At 64.2% G+C, this 19,800-nt stretch carries 16 protein-coding genes; 9 read left to right on the forward strand and 7 right to left on the reverse strand.

Annotation, left to right across the window (positions count from 1 at the left end; genetic code table 11):
* The 4 genes from ACWGTI_RS15195 (at position 1) to ACWGTI_RS15210 (ending at position 5,485) form a co-directional block, all read left to right on the forward strand.
* Positions 1–297 carry a sarcosine oxidase subunit delta gene (locus ACWGTI_RS15195; RefSeq protein ID WP_023688092.1) on the forward strand — a complete coding sequence of 99 codons (297 nt, stop codon included), beginning with the start codon at positions 1–3 and terminating at the stop codon, positions 295–297.
* Positions 294–3,287 (forward strand): sarcosine oxidase subunit alpha, encoded by a 2,994-nt coding sequence (locus tag ACWGTI_RS15200; protein ID WP_454587861.1) that lies wholly within the window; start codon positions 294–296, stop codon positions 3,285–3,287. Before ACWGTI_RS15195 ends, ACWGTI_RS15200 begins: the two co-directional genes overlap by 4 nt.
* Positions 3,280–3,867, forward strand: a complete 588-nt coding sequence (gene soxG, locus ACWGTI_RS15205; protein ID WP_454587862.1) for a sarcosine oxidase subunit gamma family protein — start codon at positions 3,280–3,282, stop codon at positions 3,865–3,867. Before ACWGTI_RS15200 ends, soxG begins: the two co-directional genes overlap by 8 nt.
* 175 nt (positions 3,868–4,042) lie before the next feature.
* Positions 4,043–5,485, forward strand: coding sequence for an MFS transporter (locus ACWGTI_RS15210; protein ID WP_454587863.1), 1,443 nt, complete (start codon positions 4,043–4,045; stop codon positions 5,483–5,485).
* A 28-nt stretch (positions 5,486–5,513) separates the two neighbouring features.
* Here ACWGTI_RS15210 and ACWGTI_RS15215 read toward each other — a convergent pair whose 3' ends face one another.
* A complete protein-coding gene (locus tag ACWGTI_RS15215; protein WP_454587864.1) occupies positions 5,514–6,218 on the reverse strand; it encodes a nitroreductase in 705 nt (234 codons plus the stop codon).
* 281 nt (positions 6,219–6,499) lie between these two features.
* Between ACWGTI_RS15215 and ACWGTI_RS15220 the strand changes: the two genes are divergently transcribed.
* From ACWGTI_RS15220 to ACWGTI_RS15240, 5 genes are read left to right on the forward strand one after another with little or no spacing between them, the layout of a single operon-like run.
* Entirely contained in the window at positions 6,500–7,042 is a 543-nt protein-coding gene (locus ACWGTI_RS15220; RefSeq protein WP_454587964.1) for a helix-turn-helix domain-containing protein, read from the forward strand.
* Between the two features lie 15 nt (positions 7,043–7,057).
* Entirely contained in the window at positions 7,058–9,511 is a 2,454-nt protein-coding gene (locus tag ACWGTI_RS15225) for a GcvT family protein (RefSeq protein ID WP_454587865.1), read from the forward strand.
* Positions 9,508–10,407 carry a homocysteine S-methyltransferase family protein gene (locus tag ACWGTI_RS15230; protein ID WP_454587866.1) on the forward strand — a complete coding sequence of 300 codons (900 nt, stop codon included), beginning with the start codon at positions 9,508–9,510 and terminating at the stop codon, positions 10,405–10,407. The genes ACWGTI_RS15225 and ACWGTI_RS15230 overlap by 4 nt, the downstream gene beginning before the upstream one ends.
* Complete coding sequence (locus tag ACWGTI_RS15235) at positions 10,407–11,588, forward strand: pyridoxal phosphate-dependent aminotransferase (RefSeq protein ID WP_454587867.1); 1,182 nt, start codon at positions 10,407–10,409, stop codon at positions 11,586–11,588. Before ACWGTI_RS15230 ends, ACWGTI_RS15235 begins: the two co-directional genes overlap by 1 nt.
* The gene (locus tag ACWGTI_RS15240) at positions 11,585–14,047 is read left to right on the forward strand and encodes a GcvT family protein (RefSeq protein WP_454587868.1); all 2,463 of its coding nucleotides are present in this window, start codon (positions 11,585–11,587) and stop codon (positions 14,045–14,047) included. Before ACWGTI_RS15235 ends, ACWGTI_RS15240 begins: the two co-directional genes overlap by 4 nt.
* Before the next feature lie 210 nt (positions 14,048–14,257).
* Here ACWGTI_RS15240 and ACWGTI_RS15245 read toward each other — a convergent pair whose 3' ends face one another.
* From ACWGTI_RS15245 to ACWGTI_RS15270, 6 genes are read right to left on the reverse strand one after another with little or no spacing between them, the layout of a single operon-like run.
* Complete coding sequence (locus ACWGTI_RS15245; RefSeq protein ID WP_454587869.1) at positions 14,258–14,845, reverse strand: NAD(P)H-dependent oxidoreductase; 588 nt, start codon at positions 14,843–14,845, stop codon at positions 14,258–14,260.
* Positions 14,845–15,426 (reverse strand): NAD(P)H-dependent oxidoreductase, encoded by a 582-nt coding sequence (locus ACWGTI_RS15250; RefSeq protein WP_454587870.1) that lies wholly within the window; start codon positions 15,424–15,426, stop codon positions 14,845–14,847. Before ACWGTI_RS15250 ends, ACWGTI_RS15245 begins: the two co-directional genes overlap by 1 nt.
* A complete protein-coding gene (locus tag ACWGTI_RS15255; protein ID WP_454587871.1) occupies positions 15,426–16,823 on the reverse strand; it encodes an FAD-binding oxidoreductase in 1,398 nt (465 codons plus the stop codon). Before ACWGTI_RS15255 ends, ACWGTI_RS15250 begins: the two co-directional genes overlap by 1 nt.
* Positions 16,823–18,139, reverse strand: a complete 1,317-nt coding sequence (locus ACWGTI_RS15260; protein WP_454587872.1) for a cytosine deaminase — start codon at positions 18,137–18,139, stop codon at positions 16,823–16,825. The genes ACWGTI_RS15255 and ACWGTI_RS15260 overlap by 1 nt, the downstream gene beginning before the upstream one ends.
* Position 18,140: 1 nt before the next feature.
* Positions 18,141–18,992: an ABC transporter permease gene (locus tag ACWGTI_RS15265; protein WP_454587873.1), complete on the reverse strand. Its 852-nt coding sequence runs from the start codon at positions 18,990–18,992 to the stop codon at positions 18,141–18,143.
* Entirely contained in the window at positions 18,979–19,788 is an 810-nt protein-coding gene (locus ACWGTI_RS15270; RefSeq protein ID WP_454587874.1) for an ABC transporter ATP-binding protein, read from the reverse strand. Before ACWGTI_RS15270 ends, ACWGTI_RS15265 begins: the two co-directional genes overlap by 14 nt.
* Between the last annotated feature and the right edge of the window lie 12 nt (positions 19,789–19,800).

Below are 19,800 nucleotides of genomic sequence, written 5' to 3' on the forward strand. Positions count from 1 at the left end.
ATGCTTATTACCTGTCCCTATTGCGGCCCGCGCGACGTCATCGAATTCACCTATCAGGGCGACGGCAACCGCGAGCGCCCGCAGCCCGCCTCGCAGGACCTCGACGCCTGGAACGCCTATGTCTACGACCGGCTGAACCCGGCCGGCGACCACAATGAGATCTGGCAGCATTCCGGCGGTTGCCGCACCCATCTGAGGATGGTGCGCAACACGGTCACGCATGAGATTTCCAGCACTGGTTTCGCGCGCGGCGACCACAACGCCGCCGCCCGTCACAAGGCCGGAGGCAAGTCGTGAGCCCGCGTCGCATCGAGACCGGCGGCCGCATCGACCGGCTGCGCACCATCCGCTTCACCTTCGACGGCACGCCCTATACCGGCCATGCCGGCGACACGCTGGCCTCGGCGCTGCTTGCCAACGGCATCACTCTGTTCGGCCGCTCGTTCAAGTACCACCGCCCGCGCGGCCTGCTGTCGGCCGGCGTCGAGGAGCCTAACGCGCTGGTGACGGTGCTACGCGGCGAGGTGCGCGAGCCGAACATCGCCGCGACCATGGTCGAGATCTATGACGGGCTGGTGGCCGTCAGCCAGAACCGCTTTCCCTCGCTCGCCTGGGACGTCAACGCCGTCAACCAGCTTGGCGGCAAGATCCTGGCCGCCGGCTTCTACTACAAGACCTTCATGGGTCCGGTCTTCGGCCCGCTGAAAGGCACCCGCTTCTGGATGTTCTGCGAGCATTTCATCCGCCGCGCCGCCGGGCTAGGCCGCGCCGGCATTGCCGCCGACACCTCACGCTACGAGCGCATGAACGCGTTCTGCGACGTGCTGGTGGTCGGCTCCGGTCCGGCCGGCCTGTCGGCCGCAAAGACGGCTGCTGACCAGGGCGCCCGCGTCATCGTTGCCGAACTCGAGCCGCGTTTCGGCGGCTCGGCCAACTGGTCCGGCGAAACCATCGACGGCACGCCGGCCGCCGAATGGGCGGCGCGCACCGTCAGCCAACTCGAAGGCCATGACACGGTCCGTCTGCTGCCACGCACCACGGTGTGGGGCTATTATGACGGCAACACGCTCGCCGCACTCGAGCGCGTCACCGACCACAAGGAAACGCCCGGGAAAGGCGAACCGCGCCATCGCTACTGGGCGATCCGCGCCAAGACGGTGGTGCTGGCCTCGGGCTCGTTCGAGCGGCCGCTGGTATTTCCGGGCAATGACCGGCCGGGCGTCATGCTGGCACATGCCGGTGAGCGCTATGCCAATGACTATGGCGTGCTGCCGGGCGACAGGATCGCGCTGTTCACCAACAATGACAGCGCCTATCGCTCGGCGCTGGCGCTGAAGATGGCCGGCGCGGCCATCGTCGCCATCGTCGACGTTCGCCCCGAACTGTCCGCCGAGATGCGCAGCCTCGCCACCGAGGCCGAAGCCGAAATCCTCTCCGGCCATGCGGTGGTCGCCACCGAAGGCGGCAAGGCGCTGAGTGGCCTCAAGGTGCAGCGCTTCGACATGAACTCGGGCGTGCTGAGCGGCGATATCAGGAGCATCCACGCCGATTGCCTGCTGATGTCGGGCGGCTGGTCGCCGACTATCCACCTCGCCAGCCAGGCCGGCGCCAGGGCAGAATGGAACGCCGACCGTCAGGCCTTCCTGCCGCCGAAACCGACTCGGCAATGGATTGGCGCCGGCGCCTTCAACGGCAGTTTCTCGACCGTCGAAGCCATCACTGAGGGCCGCGCCGCCGGCCTGTCCGCGGCAGGCGGCGCGAGTGCGCCAGCAGCCTTGCCGGATGTCGAAGCAGCGCCCGGCAATCCCGATCCGGCGCCGGTGTTCGAGATCAAGGCGAAAGGCAAAAGCTTCGTCGATTTCCAGCATGACGTCACCGCCGAGGACGTGCGGCTGGCGCATCGCGAGGGCTTTGTCTCGGTCGAGCACCTGAAGCGCTACACCACGCTCGGCATGGCGACCGACCAGGGCAAGAACTCCAACGTACCGGGTCTCGCCATCATGGCTGAGGCGTTGGGCAAGCCGATCCCCGAAGTCGGCACGACGCGGTTCCGCCCGCCCTATTCGGCGGTATCGATCGGCTCGCTGGCGGCGGAGCGTTTCGGCGATCTGAAGCCCGAGCGGCTGACGCCGATGCATGACTGGCACCTCGCCAATGGCGCGACGATGTATTCTGCCGGCCTCTGGTTCCGGCCGATGATCTACGGCCTTGCCGGCGAGACGATCGAGCAGGCCTATGTTCGTGAAGCCAAGGCGACGCGCGAAAGCGCCGGCATTGTCGATGTCTCGACGCTGGGCAAGATCGCCGTACAGGGACCGGATGCGGCGGAATTGCTCGACCGCGTCTACACGAACATGTTTTCCACCCTCGCCGTCGGCAAGGCCCGCTACGGGCTGATGCTGCGCGAGGATGGGCTTGCCTTCGACGACGGCACCACCTGGCGGCTTGGCGAACAGGATTTCCTGATGACCACCACCACGGCCAACGCCGGCAAGGTGATGCAGCATCTGGAATATTTCCTCGATGTCATCTGGCCGGAGTTGAAGGTGCACGTCACCTCGGTGACCGACGAATGGGCGGGCGCGGCAATAGGCGGACCCAAGGCCCGCGCCATCCTGGCCGCTTGCGTCACCGGCACTGCGGTAGACAACACAGCCCTGCCCTTCATGGGCATTGTGCACGGCCAGATTGCCGGCGTTCCGGTGATGATTTGCCGGCTGTCCTTCTCCGGCGAGATGGCGTTCGAGGTCTATTCCGGCGCCGGCCACGGCACTCATGTCTGGGAAGCGCTGGTCGAGGCCGGCAAGCCGTTCGGGCTGGTCACCTACGGACTGGAAGCGCTGGGCACCATGCGCATCGAGAAAGGCCACGTCACCGGCGCCGAGATCGACGGCCGCACCACGGCGCGCGACCTGCATCTCGACTGGATGCTGTCGAAGAAGAAGCCGTTCATCGGCTCGGCGATGATGGATCGCGAAGGCCTGATCGCGCCGGACCGGCTGCAACTGGTCGGCCTGGTCTCGCTCGACAACCGGCCGTTCAATGGCGGCGCCCATATTGTCGAGGAACTGGACGAGGCCAACCCGCACGATTCCATCGGCCACATCACCGCCTGCTGCTATTCGCCGGCGCTGGGCAAGCACATCGCGCTCGCTTTGGTCGAGGGCGGCAAGGCGCGTCATGGGACTCGCGCGTTCGTCTCCGATCCGCTGCGCAAGCGGTTCGGGCCGGTGGAGATCGTCTCCAACCACTTCTACGACCCGGACGGGAGCCGCATGCATGGTTGAGCGTCAATCACCGCTTGAACCGGTCTTTCATCATGGCTCGCACGGCAATTTCGAGCATGGCGTTGAAGTCCTGTTGTCCGAAACCAGGCCGGCCTCGATCGCGCAGCTCGCCGCATGGCCCGGCGAGGAGAAGAAACTCATCGCCGCCATCCGCAGTGTCACCGGCCTCGCTCTGCCCGATGGCGCCGGCGGCGGCATCGCCGATGGCGCCAAAGCTGTGTTCGGCTTTGCGCCGGGCAAATTCACCGTCGTCGATGCGGCCGAGGACCTGGCAGCGGCCTTTGCAAAGGTCGTCACCCCGGCCATGGGCACGGTGACCGACCTGTCGCATGGCCGCACCGCGATCCGCATCGCCGGGCCGAAGGCGGAATGGGTGCTGGGGAAATTCTTTGCCATCGACTTCGCCCTGCCCGCCTTCCCCATCGGCGCCGGCCGCTCGACCACCCATCACGACGTCTTCGCCCAGATCCAGCGCACCGGCGCCGACCAGTTCGACATCTATGTCTTCCGCTCCTTTGCTCGTTCGTTCTGGAAGGCCCTCTGCCATGCCAGCGAGGAAGTCGGCTACGAAGTGCAGTAGCGGAAGCGGAAAAAGGCTCCGTCATCCGGCCTCTGGCATCAAGGCCAACCGGTTCTGCCGCTAGAGAATCCTGCCGCGGAAGGCCATGGTGGGAAACGTGGCCGCCCAACCGGTCCAAGGGGTTTAAAAGAATCCCGTCTCAGAGTCGGCATCGTCGTTTGGTTCGAACATCCCCATGACTGCAGAAATATCCGCCGGCGCCACGGATCGCGCCGATGTGTCGGCCAGAGCCTTGCTCTTGCTGCCGCTGACGGTCGCCTGCGGCGTGTTCATGACCAGCCTCGACCAGAATGTCGTGGTCACCGCCCTGCCCGGGATCGGCGAAAGCCTCGCGCGCCCGCCGAGCCAGCTCGGCCTGTTGATCACCGTCTATGTCGCCAGCCTGATCATCTCGATGCCGCTTGGCGGCTGGGCCGCCGACCGCTTCGGCCTGCGCAATGTCTACTGCTTTGCCTTGCTGGTGTTTGCGGCGTCATCGGCGCTGTGCGGGCTGTCCAACGACATCTGGACGCTGGTCGGCGCCCGTGCGTTGCAAGGCTTCGGCGGCGCCTTGATGGGGACGCTCGGCCAGGTCGTTATCCTGTCGACCTTCCCGCGCAGCCGCACGCTCAAGATCAATATGTATATCTCGCTCGCCGGCCAGTCCGGACCGTTGGTCGGCCCGCTCGTCGGCGGCGCGCTGACCACCTACATCTCCTGGCGCTGGATCTTCTTCATCAACGTGCCATTCGCACTGGCAGCGGCCGTGCTTGCCGCCTCGCTGTTTCCGACGGTCACCAAACCGGTGCGCACGCCGTTTGATTTTCCGGGTTTCCTGCTGGTCGGCAGCGGCATGGTGCTGCTGGTCTTCGGCATGGATTCGCTTGCCGCGAAAGACGCGAGCAGCAGCATGATTGCGGCTGAGCTGGCGCTGGCGATCGTCATCCTGACGGTTGCCTCATTCTACTGCCTGCGCGCTTGCAATCCCTTGCTTGATCTCAAGCTGTTGCGCATCCGCACCTTCCGCATCTCCTTCCTCACCGGCGGCGGGCTGGACACGATCGGCCTGAGTTCGGTCGTCTTCCTTTTGCCGCTGATGTTCCAGCTCGGCTTCGGCATGAGCGCGGTGCGGGCGGGATCGCTGACCTTCGTTGCGGCGATCGGCTCGCTGATCATGCGTGTCTTCATGCCGCGCCTGCTCAACCGCTTCGGCTTTCGCCGCGTGCTGGTCATCAACACGCCGATCGTTGCCGCCATGGTTGCGGGCTTCGCCCTGATTGAGGCAACCACGCCGGTCTGGATCGTGCTTGCCTACATCTTCGCCTTCGGTGTTCTGCGCTCGGCGCAATGGGCTTCGACGGGCAATCTCGCCTATTCCGACATCGCGCCAGACCAACTCGCCCGCTTCAGCGCCCTCTATTACATCCTGTGGCAGCTGGCGGTGGCGATCAGCGTCGGCCTGGCAGCCGCACTGCTCTCATTCCTGGCCGGCGGCGGGCCGGCCGTGACCAACGACTTCCGCATCCTGTTCGTGGTTGAGGGCATCATCACGCTCTGCGCGCTGATCGCCTATCTCAAGCTGACCCCGCAGGACGGTGCCCATGTCAGCGGCCACGGAGCGCAATTGAGCGTGGAATAGACGTGCACCAGCTTTACGTGGTGCACCCCTACTCGCTGAACGTCACCCACTCTTCCAGCGGCACGCGGTCGGTGCGGAAGTCGTTTTCGGGCTTGGACGTATCCTCATGGCCGAGTGCCATGCCGCAGACGACAATCTCCTCGTCCGGAATGTTCAGCACCGGCCGGATCTGCCGGTGATAGGGTGCAAAGGCGGCTTGCGGGCAGGTGTGCAGGCCCCTGCCCCGCGCCGCCACCATGATGTTTTGCAGGAACATGCCGTAGTCGATCCAAGAACCCTGGTTCAGCCGGCGGTCGATGGTGAAGATCATGCCGACCGGCGCATCGAAAAAGACGAAGTTGCGGTCGTGCTGGGCGCGCATCTTGTCGACCTCGCGACGGCCGATGCCGAGCGCGCCGTAAAGCCCGAAGCCGTTGGCGCGCCGGCGGGTGAGATAGGGCTCGAAGAACTGGGTGGGATAGTAGCGATACTCGTCCCAATCCGCCTTTTCGGCGCGGATGCCGGAATTGAGGATGGCATCGGTGATCTGCCGCTTGATCTCGCCCTTGGTCACATAGACGCGCCAGGGCTGCATATTGGTGCCCGAAGGCGCACGCGCGGCAACGGAAAGAATGGCGCGGATTGTATCGTCGTCGACCATGTCGGGCAGGAAAGCGCGCACCGAACGGCGCGTCAGGATCGCCTCGTCGACAACAGCCGCATCTTGCGCAATTTGGGCTTCTTTTTCCAGCATGGGCCGTCCCTTTGCGCATACCGTCAAGCTGAACGGGCTTCCGGAAAAATCATGCGCCGATTCCAAACCTTGGTCGTCGACCGGACGCCCCCAATTCAACCGTTCGTGGCCGAGCCTTTGCATGAACCGTCAAAATCGCGCAAGCAAATCTTGTGGTCCCATGAAAATCCTCTTGATTTTTTCATGGGTGTGGTCTCTCATGAAATTCACCTCCGATTTTTCATCATGTGACCGCTGTGCCTTCAGCTACCGCCGGAACATTGCAGGGACCTGACGAACGCCTGCTGGCGAGCGATATCCGTGCGCTGCGCAAGGCGCGTGGGCTGACGCTTTCCGAGATCGCGCTGAAGCTCGGCCGCTCCGTCGGCTGGGTCAGCCAGGTCGAGCGCGGCCTGTCGACCCCTTCGCTCGGCGACCTCAGGGCCTTCGCCGACCTGTTCGGCGTGCCGCTCAGCCTGTTCTTCAGCCATGACGTGCCGATCGAGAAGGAGCGCGGCGTTGTCGTTCGCGCCGGCAGCCGGCGCACGCTTGGCACAAGCGAATCCGGCCTGGTGGAGGAGCTTCTGTCGCCCGATCTCGGCGGTAGTTTCGAGATGGTCCGTTCGATCTTCGCGCCGGGCGCGGAGCTGAAGAGCGAGCAGCTGCGGCCAACCGAAGAGGCCGGCTACATCGCTTCGGGCATTTTCGAGATCGAGATAGCAGGCGTCTGGCACCGGCTCGTTGAAGGCGATTCCTTCCGCTTCGAGCGCAAACCGTACCGCTGGCGCAATCCCGGCACCGAGCCGGCAGTGGTCATCTGGGTGGTTTCGCCGCCTGTTTATTGAACGAGGGGTTTTGACATGGCCGGTTTGCCTGCCACGGCACGCGTGGTGATCATCGGAGGCGGTGTCGTCGGCACCTCCTCGCTCTACCACCTTTGCAAGGCGGGCTGGACCGACTGCGTGCTGCTTGAAAAGAACGAGCTGACTTCGGGCTCGACCTGGCATGCCGCCGGCAACGTGCCGACCTTTTCTTCGTCCTGGTCGCTGATGAACATGCAGCGCTATTCGACCGAGCTCTATCGCGGCCTCGCCGACGCGGTCGACTACCCCATGAACTACCATGTCACCGGCTCGCTCCGTCTCGCCCACACCAAAGAGCGCATGCAGGAATTCCAGCGCGCCAAGGGCATGGGCCGCTATCAGGGAATGGACATCGACATTGTCGGCCCCGACGAGATCAAGCGCCGCTACCCCTTCATCGAGACGCATGATCTGAAGGGCGCGCTCTACGACCCGAGCGACGGCGACATCGACGCGGCGCAGTTGACGCAGGCGCTGGCCAAGGGCGCACGCGACATGGGCGCGAAAATCGTCCGCTTCTGCCCCGTCACCGGTGTGCGCCGCGACAACGACGAATGGGTGGTTGTAACCCCGCAAGGCGAGATCCGCTGCGAGATCGTCGTCAACGCCGCCGGCTACCGAGCCGCCGAAGTCGGCAAAATGTTTGGCCGCGACGTCCCGATGATGGTCATGAGCCACCAGTACATATTGTTCGAGGAAATCCCCGAACTGATGGCCTGGTCGAAGGAACAGGGCAAGAAACTGCCGCTGCTGCGCGACGTCGACACCTCCTACTATCTTCGCCAGGAAAAGAACGGCATGAATCTCGGTCCATATGAGCGCAATTGCCGTGCGCATTGGGCGACCCATAACGATCCGATGCCGGAGGATTTCTCCTTCCAGCTGTTCCCCGACGATCTCGACCGTCTCGAACATTATCTGGCGGACGCCGTAGCCCGCGTGCCGATCCTCGGCACCGCCGGCCTGTCCAAGGTCATCAACGGACCGATCCCCTATGCCCCGGACGGCAACCCGCTGATCGGTCCGATGCCCGGCGTTCCCAACGCTTTCGAGGCCTGCGTTTTCACCTTCGGCATCGCCCAGGGTGGCGGCGCCGGCAAGGTGCTGGCCGAATGGGTGACCGAAGGCCAGACCGAATGGGACATGTGGTCCTGCGATCCGCGCCGCTTTACCGCCTTTGCCGCCGCACCCGACTATGCCGTCGCCAAGGGCGTGGAGATCTACGGCAATGAATACGCCATCCAGTTCCCCAGGCATGCCTGGCCGGCCGGCCGCGACCGCAAGCTGTCGCCGATCCACGATCGAATCAAGGCGCTCGGCGCCCAGTTCGACGCCTACAATGGCTGGGAGCGTGCCACCTGGTATGCGAAGGAAGGCGACGACACGTCGGAAGAAGCAACGCTGACCTTCCGCCGCGACGGACCCTGGCAGCATCGCGTGCGCGAAGAATGCCTGGCGGTGCGCGACGCCGCCGGCATTCTGGACCTGCCCGGCTTCTCGCGCTTCAATCTCGAAGGCCCCGGCGCAGCCGAATGGCTGGCGCTGCAGGTCACCGGCCTGGTGCCCAAACCCGGCCGCATCGGCCTCGTCTATTTCGCCGACGACAAGGGCCGCATCGTCACCGAGATGTCGGTGGTGCGCCATGGCGAAGAGCTGATGACGCTGATCACCGCGGCGGTAGCGCAGTGGCACGATTTCGAATGGCTGAAGTCGCGCCTGCCAAAGGACGCGGCTTTCACCCTCACCGACAGGACCGAAGACTATTCGACGCAAATCCTCGCCGGTCCCAATTCGCGCAAGATCCTGGCCGAGGTCTGCGATGCGGATCTCTCGCTGCCCTGGCTGACGCATCAGGAAACCACCATCGCCGGCCGCTGGGCGAAACTTGTGCGCGTGTCCTTCGCCGGCGAACTCGGCTGGGAAATCCACACCAAGGTGGGCGACACCGCCGCCATCTTCGACGCCGTCTGGGCGGCGGGACAAAAACATGGCCTGAAACCGTTCGGCATGTATGCGCTGGATTCGCTGCGCCTCGAAAAGGGCTACCGCACCTGGAAGGGCGACCTGTCGACCGACTACACGATCCTGCAAGGCGGGCTCGAGCGCTTCGTCAAATGGGACAAGTCGGAATTCCGCGGCAAGACAGCCCTGCAGAACGAAAAGCAGCAAGGCGTGAAAAAGCGCTTCGTCACCCTGGTGGTCGAAAACCCCGGCGATTGCGATGCGCCTTCGGTGTCGACGCTGTGGCATGACGGCAAGATCGTCGGCGAGACGACCTCGGGCGGCTGGGGTCATCGCATCGACAAGTCGATCGCGCTCGGCATGCTGCGCGCCGACCTGGCTGAACCGGATACCGCCATCGAGATCGAAATTTTTGGCGACCGCTTCAAGGCGGTCGTGCAAAAGGACGAGCCGCTTTGGGATCCGAAGAATGAGAGGCTGCGGGCGTGAAGACTGTTATCCTCACCGATGGCGGTATGGGCCAGGAGCTGGTCCGCCGCAGCAAGTCCGAGCCGACGCCGCTGTGGTCGGCCAGGGTGCTGATCGACGAGCCTGATCTGGTGCGCGACCTGCATGCGGAATTTATCCGTGCCGGCGCCCGCGTCATCACCATCAACACCTATTCGGCCACCCCGGAGCGGCTCGCGCGGGAAGGAGCAGAAGACCTGTTCAAGCCATTGCAGAAGCGCGGCATCGAGCTCGCAAGGCAAGCTTGCGAGCAGGCCGGAGAGGCAACCATCGCCGGCTGCCTGTCGCCGCTGTTCGGCAGCTATGCGCCGGCGTTGACCATTTCCTATCAGGAAACGCTCGACATCTACCGCCGCATCGTTGCCGAGCAGGCGGACGGCGTCGATCTCTTTCTGTGCGAAACCATGGCCTCGGCCGATGAAGCGCGTGCGGCTGTCACGGCGGCATCGGAAAGCGGCAAGCCGGTCTGGGTGTCATGGACGCTGGCCGACCACGGTAGCCCGCGCCTGCGCAGCGGCGAGACGATTGCAGCGGCGGTCGGTGCGCTTGACGACCTGCCCGTGGCGGCGCGGCTGCTCAACTGCTGCCGGCCGGAAGCGATCGCAGCGGCACTGCCCGAGCTGATCGATCTCGGCGGCCCGGTCGGCGCCTATGCCAACGGCTTCACCTCTACCGAAGCGCTCAAGCACGGCGGCACCGTCGATGTGCTGCACGCTCGCCACGACCTTGGTCCTGATGCCTATGCCGATCAGGCGCTCGGCTGGGTCGAGGCCGGCGCCACCATCGTCGGCGGTTGCTGCGAGGTCGGCCCCGCCCACATCTCTGCCTTGCGTGACCGGCTCGAACAGGCCGGGTACCAGATTTCGGGAGTTCAATGATGCCCAGCCCATCAAAGCGCATTACCGGCATCGTGCCTTCGGGCAAGGATGGGTGGGAGGTCCACACCGAAGCCTGGGCCCGCAAGGAGGCCGGCCAGGACATCATCATGCTGTCGGTCGGCGACCATGACTTCGACACGCCGTCGCAGACCATCGAGGCCTGCGTAACGGCGGTGCGCGGCAGCAACCACCACTACACCCCGCTTTCCGGCGTTCCGCGCCTGCGCAGGGCAATGGCGGCGGCATCGACCGCCTGCACCGGCATCGAAACAGGCCCCGAGCAGGTGATCGCCACGCCCGGCGGCCAAGCTGCCCTTTATGCGGCGGTGCAGGCTGTGCTCGACCAGGGCGACCACGCCATCGTGGTGGCGCCCTACTACGCCACCTATCCCAACACATTCAGCGCCGCCGGCGCCAGTTTCACCGTGGTCGAGACGCCGGCCGAGGACGGTTTCCAGCCACGCGCCGACAGGATCCGCGCGGCACTCAAGCCCAACACGCGCGCCATATTGATCAACACGCCGAACAACCCGACGGGCGCCGTCTATTCGCGCGAGCGGCTGGAAGAGCTGGCCGACATCTGCAAAGAGCGCGATCTCTGGCTGCTTTCGGACGAGGTTTACTGGACACTGGGCGGCGGCGAGCACATCTCGCCTCGCGGCCTGCCCGGCATGGCCGAGCGCACGCTGGTCATCAATTCGATGTCCAAGAGCCACGGTATGACCGGCTGGCGCATGGGCTGGCTGAGCGGCCCGGCCAAGATGATCACGCTTTTGACCAACCTCAATCTGGTGACGACCTACGGCCTGCCGGCCTTCATCTCGATCGCCTGCGCCGAGGCGCTGGAAAACCGCTATGGCGTCAAGGAGATCGCCGAGCGCTACGCGGCGCGCCGTCTCGTCCTGCTCGACGCCGTGCGTGGCATGAACAATGTCAGCGTGCACGGCTCCGAAGGCGGCATGTATGTCATGCTCGATATTTCGGCCGTCGAGCCCGACGACGAGAAATTCGCCTGGGCTTTTCTCGACGCCGAAAAGATCAGCGTCATGCCTGGCTCCAGTTTCGGCGACGCCGCCGCCGGCCATATCCGCATCAGCCTCTGCCAGCCTGAACCCGTTCTCGAGGAAGCCGCAAAACGCCTGCGCCGCTTCGCATCCAGCTATCGCCGCGAGGCTGCATGACCAAGACTATTCCCACAAAGGCCATTCCTGGCAAAGCGAGGGCCGTGATCATCGGCGGCGGCGTCTCCGGCTGCTCCGTCGCCTATCACCTGGCCAAGCTCGGCTGGACCGACATCGTGCTGCTCGAACGCAAGCAGCTGACATCCGGCACAACGTGGCACGCCGCCGGCCTGATCGGCCAGCTGCGCGGTTCACAGAACATGACGCGGCTGGCGAAATATTCGGCCGACCTCTACGTCAAGCTGGAGGCCGAAACCGAAGTCGGCACCGGCATGCGCCAGGTCGGCTCGATCACGGTTGCGCTGACCGAGGAGCGCAAGCACGAAATCTATCGGCAGGCCTCGCTCGCCCGCGCCTTCGATGTCGACGTGCGCGAGATTTCTCCGAGGGAAGTCAGTGAGATGTATCCGCATCTCAACGTGTCCGACGTCGTCGGCGCCGTGCACCTGCCGCTCGACGGCCAGTGCGATCCGGCCAACATCGCCATGGCACTCGCAAAAGGCGCGCGCCAGCGCGGCGCCACCATCGCCGAGAACGTCAAGGTCACCAAGGTTCACACCAAGGCCGGCCGCGTCGCCGGCGTGTCATGGGCGCAAGGCGAGGATCAGGGCACCATCGAGGCCGACATCGTCGTCAACTGCGCCGGCATGTGGGCGCGTGAACTCGGCGCACAGAACGGCGTCACTATCCCGCTGCATGCCTGCGAGCATTTCTATCTCGTCACCGAGCCGATCCCCGGTCTCGGCCGCCTGCCGGTGCTGCGTGTGCCGGACGAGTGCGCCTACTACAAGGAAGATGCCGGCAAGATGATGCTCGGCGCTTTCGAGCCGGTGGCCAAACCCTGGGGCATGGATGGCATCCGCGAGGATTTCTGCTTCGACCAGTTGCCCGAGGATATGGAGCATTTCGAGCCCATTCTCGAAATGGGCGTCAACCGCATGCCGATGCTGGCCACCGCAGGCATCCATACTTTCTTCAACGGCCCCGAGAGCTTCACCCCCGACGACCGCTACTATCTCGGCGAGGCGCCGGAACTATCCGGCTACTGGATGGCGACCGGCTACAATTCGATCGGGATCGTCTCCTCCGGCGGCGCCGGCATGGCGCTGGCGCAATGGATCAATGACGGTGAAGCGCCCTTCGACCTCTGGGAGGTCGACATCCGCCGCGCCCAGCCGTTCCAGAAGAACCGCCGTTACCTCAGGCAGCGCGTCTCCGAAACGCTCGGCCTGCTCTATGCCGACCATTTCCCCTACCGCCAGATGGCGACCTCGCGCGGCGTGCGCCGCTCACCCTTGCATGAGCATTTGAAGGTGCGCGGCGCGGTCTTCGGCGAGGTCGCCGGCTGGGAACGCGCCAACTGGTTCGCGCGTGAAGGACAGGAGCGCGAATACCGCTATTCCTGGAAAAGACAGAACTGGTTCGACAACCAGCGCGAGGAACATCTCGCCGTCCGCAACAAGGTCGGCCTGTTCGACATGACCTCGTTCGGCAAGATCCGCGTCGAGGGCCGTGACGCCTGTGCGTTCCTGCAAAGGCTTTGCGCCAACGACATGGATGTGGCGCCAGGCAAGATCGTCTACACCCAGATGCTCAACCAGCGCGGCGGCATCGAGAGCGATCTCACCGTGTCGCGGCTGTCTGAGACGGCCTATTTCCTCGTCGTGCCGGGCGCCACGTTGCAGCGCGACCTCGCCTGGCTGCGGCGGCATATCGGCGAAGACTTCGTCGTCATCACCGATATCACGGCAGCCGAAAGCGTGCTCTGCCTGATGGGCCCGGATGCGCGAAAACTGATCCAGAAGGTCAGCCCCAACGATTTCTCCAACGAGAACAATCCGTTCGGCACCTTCCAGGAAATCGAGATCGGTATGGGCCTCGCCCGCGCCCACCGCGTCACCTATGTCGGCGAGCTTGGCTGGGAGCTCTATGTCTCGACCGACCAGGCCGCCCATGTCTTCGAGGCGATCGACGAGGCCGGCGCGGATGTCGGCCTGAAACTCTGCGGCCTGCATACGCTCGATTCCTGCCGCATCGAAAAGGCCTTCCGTCATTTCGGCCACGACATCACCGACGAGGACAATGTGCTGGAGGCCGGCCTCGGCTTCGCGGTGAAGACGAGCAAGGGCGACTTCATCGGCCGCGACGAAGTGTTGAAAAAGAAGGAAGCCGGCCTGTCACGCCGGCTGGTGCAGTTCCGCCTGAAGGACCCCGAGCCCCTGCTCGTCCACAATGAGGCGATCCTGCGCGACGGCAAGATCGTCGGCCCGATCACCTCAGGCAATTACGGCCACCATCTTGGCGGCGCGATCGGGTTGGGTTATGTGCCGTGCAAGGGCGACAGCGAGGCGGATGTGCTTTCCTCGTCATACGAGATCGAGATCGCCGGCGAGCGTTTTGCGGCGGAAGCGTCGCTGAAGCCGATGTATGACCCGAAGGCTGAGCGGGTGAGGATGTAGCGCCTCTTTTTCCTTCTCCCCTTGTGGGAGAAGGTGGCCGAGCGAAGCTCGGACGGATGAGGGGTGTTGGAAGGATCGCAACTTCAAAGGGTATAAGCACCTGACAGCGCCAGATTCTTCCTTGCCTCATTCCTTCGCACACCCCTCATCCGTCTCGGCGCTATGCGCCGATCCACCTTCTCCCACACGGGGAGAAGGGAAGACCGACCCTCAAAACCGCTCCAGCTTGGCCCGCACTTTCCCCAGAAACGCCGCCCGCGTCTTCGGCGTCGAGGCGTCCATCAGGTAATGCGCCAGGAAGAAAGTCTGGCAACGCGTCGCGCAGAGCGCCCGCATGCCGCGTAAGAGGGTCTTGCGGCCGGGCTGGCCGACGACGACGCTCCACCAGGTCGGCGCACCGCAGGTGGTGATGACGCCGACCTTGCTGACATGCCTCATCAGCGACTGGATCCGCCCTTTGCCCGCCGGCAGCTTGAAAGCGACGTCGGTCGCCCACACCCGGTCGAGCCAGCCCTTCAGCATCGCCGGCAGTCCGTACCACCAGGTCGGGTAGATGAAGAGGATCGCCTCAGCCCAGGCGAGATGATCGAAATGCGGCTTCAGCGCCGGATCATCCGGCGCTCGGTCGTTGTAGGCGCGCCGCTCTGCAGTGCCCATCACCGGGTCGAATTTTTCGGCATAGAGGTCGAGCAGCCGCACCTCCCAGCCCCTTCGCGTCAGCACGTCGACGGCGGTATTTCTGATCGCGGCGCAAAAACTTTCGGGCACCGGATGGCAATAGACCACCAGCACGCGCATCAGAATTCATCCATCCCGGACGCAACCTTGGCAATGAAAGCCCGGCGCGTTTCGTCAGTCGACAGGTTCATCGAATAATGCGCGAGGTAGGATACCGAAGCGCCCGGCTTGATCGTCGCGCGCAGCATGCGCTTGACCAGCCGGCGCGGTGGATCGCCCATCAGCATGGCGCGGAACCGGCTGCCGCCATAGGTGGTGATCGCTGCGAGCTTGCCGATGTTGTGCAAGGACGGCTGCGCCTTGCCGGCGACCAGCTTGAACGACACGCCGGGAAGGAAGACGCGGTCGAAAAAGCCTTTCAGGATGGCCGGAAAGCCATAATTCCAGACGGGATAGGACAGCACCAGCGCCTCGGCCCGCAGCAGCCGCTCGACATAGGGTGCGGCCGGATCCGCGGGGCCGCGTTGATTGTGATAATCCAGCCTCTCCCCGCGCGTCAGCCTGGGATCGAAATCCTCGGCATAGAGATCGCAGTTATCGACCGCATGGCCCGCCGCCGTCAGCCGCTCGACGATCGTCCGGTGCAGGCCGGCATTGAAGCTGGTCTCCACCGGATGCGCATAGAGGACGAGGACTTTCATTACCCTGCCCTTTGCAGTCCCTTGAACAGGAACGTCCGGCCCGAGCGATAGTCGTAGTCGGGATTTTCCCAGGCGATCATCTTGCCGGGGTTGAGCAGACCTTGCGGATCGGTCTCGCGCTTGAAGGCGAGCTGGATTTCATCGGTCTGCTTCATGCCGCCCTCTTCCAGCGTGTAGCGGTGCGGGTTGAAGATCCAGCAGCCATTGTCCTCATGGATGCGGATGATCTCGTCGAGCCGCTCTTCCGTAGTGTAGCGCACCAACGGCAGGCCGGCGGCGCCGATCGCGCCGTCGAAGCGGATGAATTCGAGATGCGCGGGCACCTCGTCGCCGAAGCGGTCGACCATCGCCTTGACGTGCGCGAGATGGTCCGGTGACGGATAGCGTGCCTGCAGATAGGTGATCGTCGGATCGACCCTGATGGCGCGCAGCGTCGTGTGGTTCCACGTCAGTTCATAGGCCGGCGGTAACCCCTTGAGGTCGGCCTCCTGGTCGGCGCGGAAGACGATCTCGCCCTTGCCGCTGCGGACGAAGGCCACAAAAGCGTCCATGGCGTGCGGCGCGATCATGCACACCACGATGCTCTGCTCGCGCCGGAAGAATTTCTGGTGCCGCTTGAAATAGTCGTAAGGGACGGGTGCGGCGATCGGCGTGATCAGCTTCGCCAGTATGCCGTCCTGAACGGCAAGGTCGTTGCCGAAGCCGGCCGCGTCCATGAAATCGTCGAAACCGACGATGACATCGATCCAGTCGTAAGAGGCCGTCAGCGGCATCTCGACCTCGGTGATGATGCCGTTGGTGCCATAAGCGTGCATGACCTTGAGCACCTCCTCGCCGGTGAGATCCATCACGCGCGGCTCGGCCTCCATCGTGACCGTGCGCAGCCTGATGACGTTGCCAAGATCGCGCAACCCGCCCCAGCGGATCGAGCCGACACCGCCGGAGCCGCCGGCGACGAAGCCGCCGATAGAGGCCGTGTTGTAGGTGGACGGCGACATGCGTAGTTCCTGTCTGGAATGCGCGCGCGTAGCGCGATCGATGTCGGCCAGAACCGCGCCCGGTCCGGTCACCACGCGCCCCGGCGCGATGGCCTTGATCTCGTTCATCTCGGCAAGGTTGAGCACCACGCCGCCTGACAGCGGCATCGCCTGGCCGTAATTGCCGGTGCCGCTGCCGCGCGGCGTCACCGGAATGCCATGCCGATGGCAGGCGGCAAGCACGCGGATCAGCTCCGTCTCGTTCTTCGGCGTCACGATCAGGTCACCGGTGACATGGTCGAGCTGCTGTTTCAGCACCGGGCTGTACCAGTAGAAATCGCGGCTCTTCTGCTGGACGATGGCCGGATTGTCGTCGAGCTTTATCCCATCCAGATCGCGTTTAAGCGCCGAAACATCCATTAGTCCACCATCAGTTCGTCGAGCTCGGCATAGTCGGGCAATTGCCGGTCGATCGCGCGGCCCGCGCGCACGACGATGCGATCCGATTCGGGCCGCGACAGCAATTCCGTCCAGCTCCGGCCTTTGAACACGATGAAGTCGGCGCTGCCGCCAGCGGCCAGCGTGCCGACACCGTCGAGCCGCATCACCTTGGCTGGCGTCGCCGCCACTGCTTGCGGCCAGTCGCCGACCGGATGGTCGAAATGCAGAATGCGCGTCGCCATGCGGTAGACCTCCAGCATGTCGAGATCGCCATAGGCATAAAACGGGTCGCGGGTGTTGTCGGAGGCCACCGCCACCGCAATGCCCCTCGCCTTCATCTCGTGCAGCAGCGTCACGCCGCGCCAGCGTGGCGTGGTCTGGTCGGCACGCCGGTCCTGCAGATAGAGATTGCACATTGGCAGCGACACCACCGCCAGCCCGGCCTTGGCCACCTTGTCGAGTGTGTCCAGCACGTCGAGATCCGGCTGACGCGCCAGCGAGCAGCAATGTCCGACCAGGATATTGCCCTCAAAGCCGTTCCAGAGGGCAGCCTCGGCGATCTTCTTCAGCGAGATAGCCGCGACATCGTCGGTCTCGTCGGCGTGGAAATCGAGATCGAGCCCATGCTTGATCGCCTCGGCGAACGCCTTGTCGAGAAGCTGTTCGAGATCCGGCACCATATAGGTGACGACGCCGAGCACGCCCTTGGCCGCGGCGACGCGCTTGGCCAGCCTCTCGAACCATTTTGTGTCGCGCACGCCTTCAATGCCGAGCAGGCAGGCCGCCTGCAACTCGATGCGGCCGCGCCATGTCTCCCGCATCGTCTCGAACACCGGCCAGGAAATCTCCTCCTGCGGTGGCACGCTGTCGAGATGCGTGCGCAAGGCCCTGGTGCCGTGCGCATAGGCCGAGCGCAGCGAGAAATCCATGCGCCGTGCCACGTCGTCGGCGCTCCAGCGCGCAGCGCGGTCGGCGCCGGTGGCGTTGAGTGCGCCGATGAAGGTGCCGTCTGGATTGGGTTTTCTGGGCCAGATATGGCCCTTGTCGATATGGGTGTGGCAATCGACGAAACACGGCAGCACGATGCGACCGGCAAGGTCGATGGCGTCTGTCGTCACTTTTGATTTCTTGTGCGCGACAATGCCTGAGATCTTGCCATCGGTGACAGAGATGTCGGCCAGCGTGAAACCATCGCTGTCGAAGGTGGCGGCAAGACCTGATGTCAGCGACCGGTGAAGGCGAACGTTGGCCAGGACGTACGAACCGTCCTGCGGGATGCTGATCGCTGACGTCACCCTACCGCTCCTGCTTCAGCGCGCTCTCGTGCCAGCGGCGCAGGATGAGATGCGACACCAGCGACAGCACCAGGAAGATCAAGATGCCGGTGAGCGAGATCAGGATCAGCGCCGCAAACAGCCGCGGCGCGTTGAGACGGTAGCCGGCCTCGATGATGCGCGACGCCAGCCCCGACGATTGCCCCTGCGCGCCGGCGACGAACTCGGCCACCACGGCGCCGATCAGCGACAGGCCTCCGGCGATTTTCAGCCCGCCGAGGAAATACGGCATCGCCGCCGGCAGCCTGAGATAGCGCAATTGCTGCCAGCGCGTCGCGCCGTTGAGTTTGAACATGTCGCGCAGATTGCGGTCGACGGAATTGAGGCCGAGCGTGGTGTTGGACAGGATCGGGAAGAAGGCGACGATCCAGGCGCACAGCAGCAGCTTCACCGTCTGGTTGTTCACATAGATGTTGATCAGCGGGAAGATCGCGACGATCGGCGTCACTTGCAGCACGATGGCGAAGGGAAAGAACGACATTTCCACCCATTTCGATTGCGCGAACAGCACCGCCAGCCCGACACCGCCGATGACGGCAAGTACCAGGCTAAGGAAGGTGATCCTGAGCGTCACCAGCAGCGAGGAGAACAAGAGCCCGGAATCGTCATAAAGCGTCTGCAGCACGACACCCGGGCGCGGCAGGATGTATTTCGGGATTTCGTTCCAGACGCAGATACGGTCCCAGAACCAGATCGCCAGGATCATGATTGCCAGCGGCAACACCCACCGGCCGATCCGCTCCAGCCGCTCCTGGCGTACGCGACCGGCTTCCTCGGGATCGAGCGTCAGCACGGGTTGCTCAATGGCCGTCATGATGCGGTCCGGCTGATGTGTTGATGGCGTTGACCAGGATATCCGAGGCCTGGCGGCAGAGCGCGGCATAATCGGGCGAGGTGCGGAACACCTCGTCGCGTGGATAGGCGGCATCTATCGCCAACTCGGCATGGACGCGGCCAGGCCGTGCAGCCATGACGACGACGCGGTTCGACAAGAACACGCTTTCGAAGACGCTGTGGGTGACGAAGACAACGGTGAAGCGTTCGTCCTGCCACAGTTCCAGAAGATCGTTGTTGAGCTTGAAGCGAGTGATCTCGTCGAGTGCGGCGAACGGCTCGTCCATCAGCAGGATGCGCGGCTTGGTCACCATGGCGCGCGCGATCGAAACGCGCATCTTCATGCCGCCCGAAAGTTCGCGCGGCACGGCGTTCTCGAAGCCGGTCAGGTGTACCCGCGCCAGCATCTCCGTCACCGCCGGCGCCGCCTTGGCGCGCGAGATGCCTTTCAGCCTAAGCGGCAACCAGACATTGTCGAAGACATTGGCCCAGGGCAGCAGCGTCGGCTCCTGGAAGACGAAGCCGATGTTCGAGCGGTCGATCGAACCGCGCCAGTCGAGCACGCCTGAGGTCGGCGTCGACAGGCCGGCGATGAGCCTGAGCGCCGTCGACTTGCCACAACCGGATGGCCCGAGCAGGCTGAGAAAATCGCCCTCGCGAATGGCAAGATCGACATCGCTCAGCGCCGTCACGCCGTTGGAGAAGACCTTGCCGACATGGCGCAGCGCCAGCAGCATCGGGCTTTCACCCGATGCCGTCATGGGCGTCTGCGCCATTTTCTCCAGTCT

It is taken from the genome of Mesorhizobium sp. ArgA1, assembly GCF_053714375.1.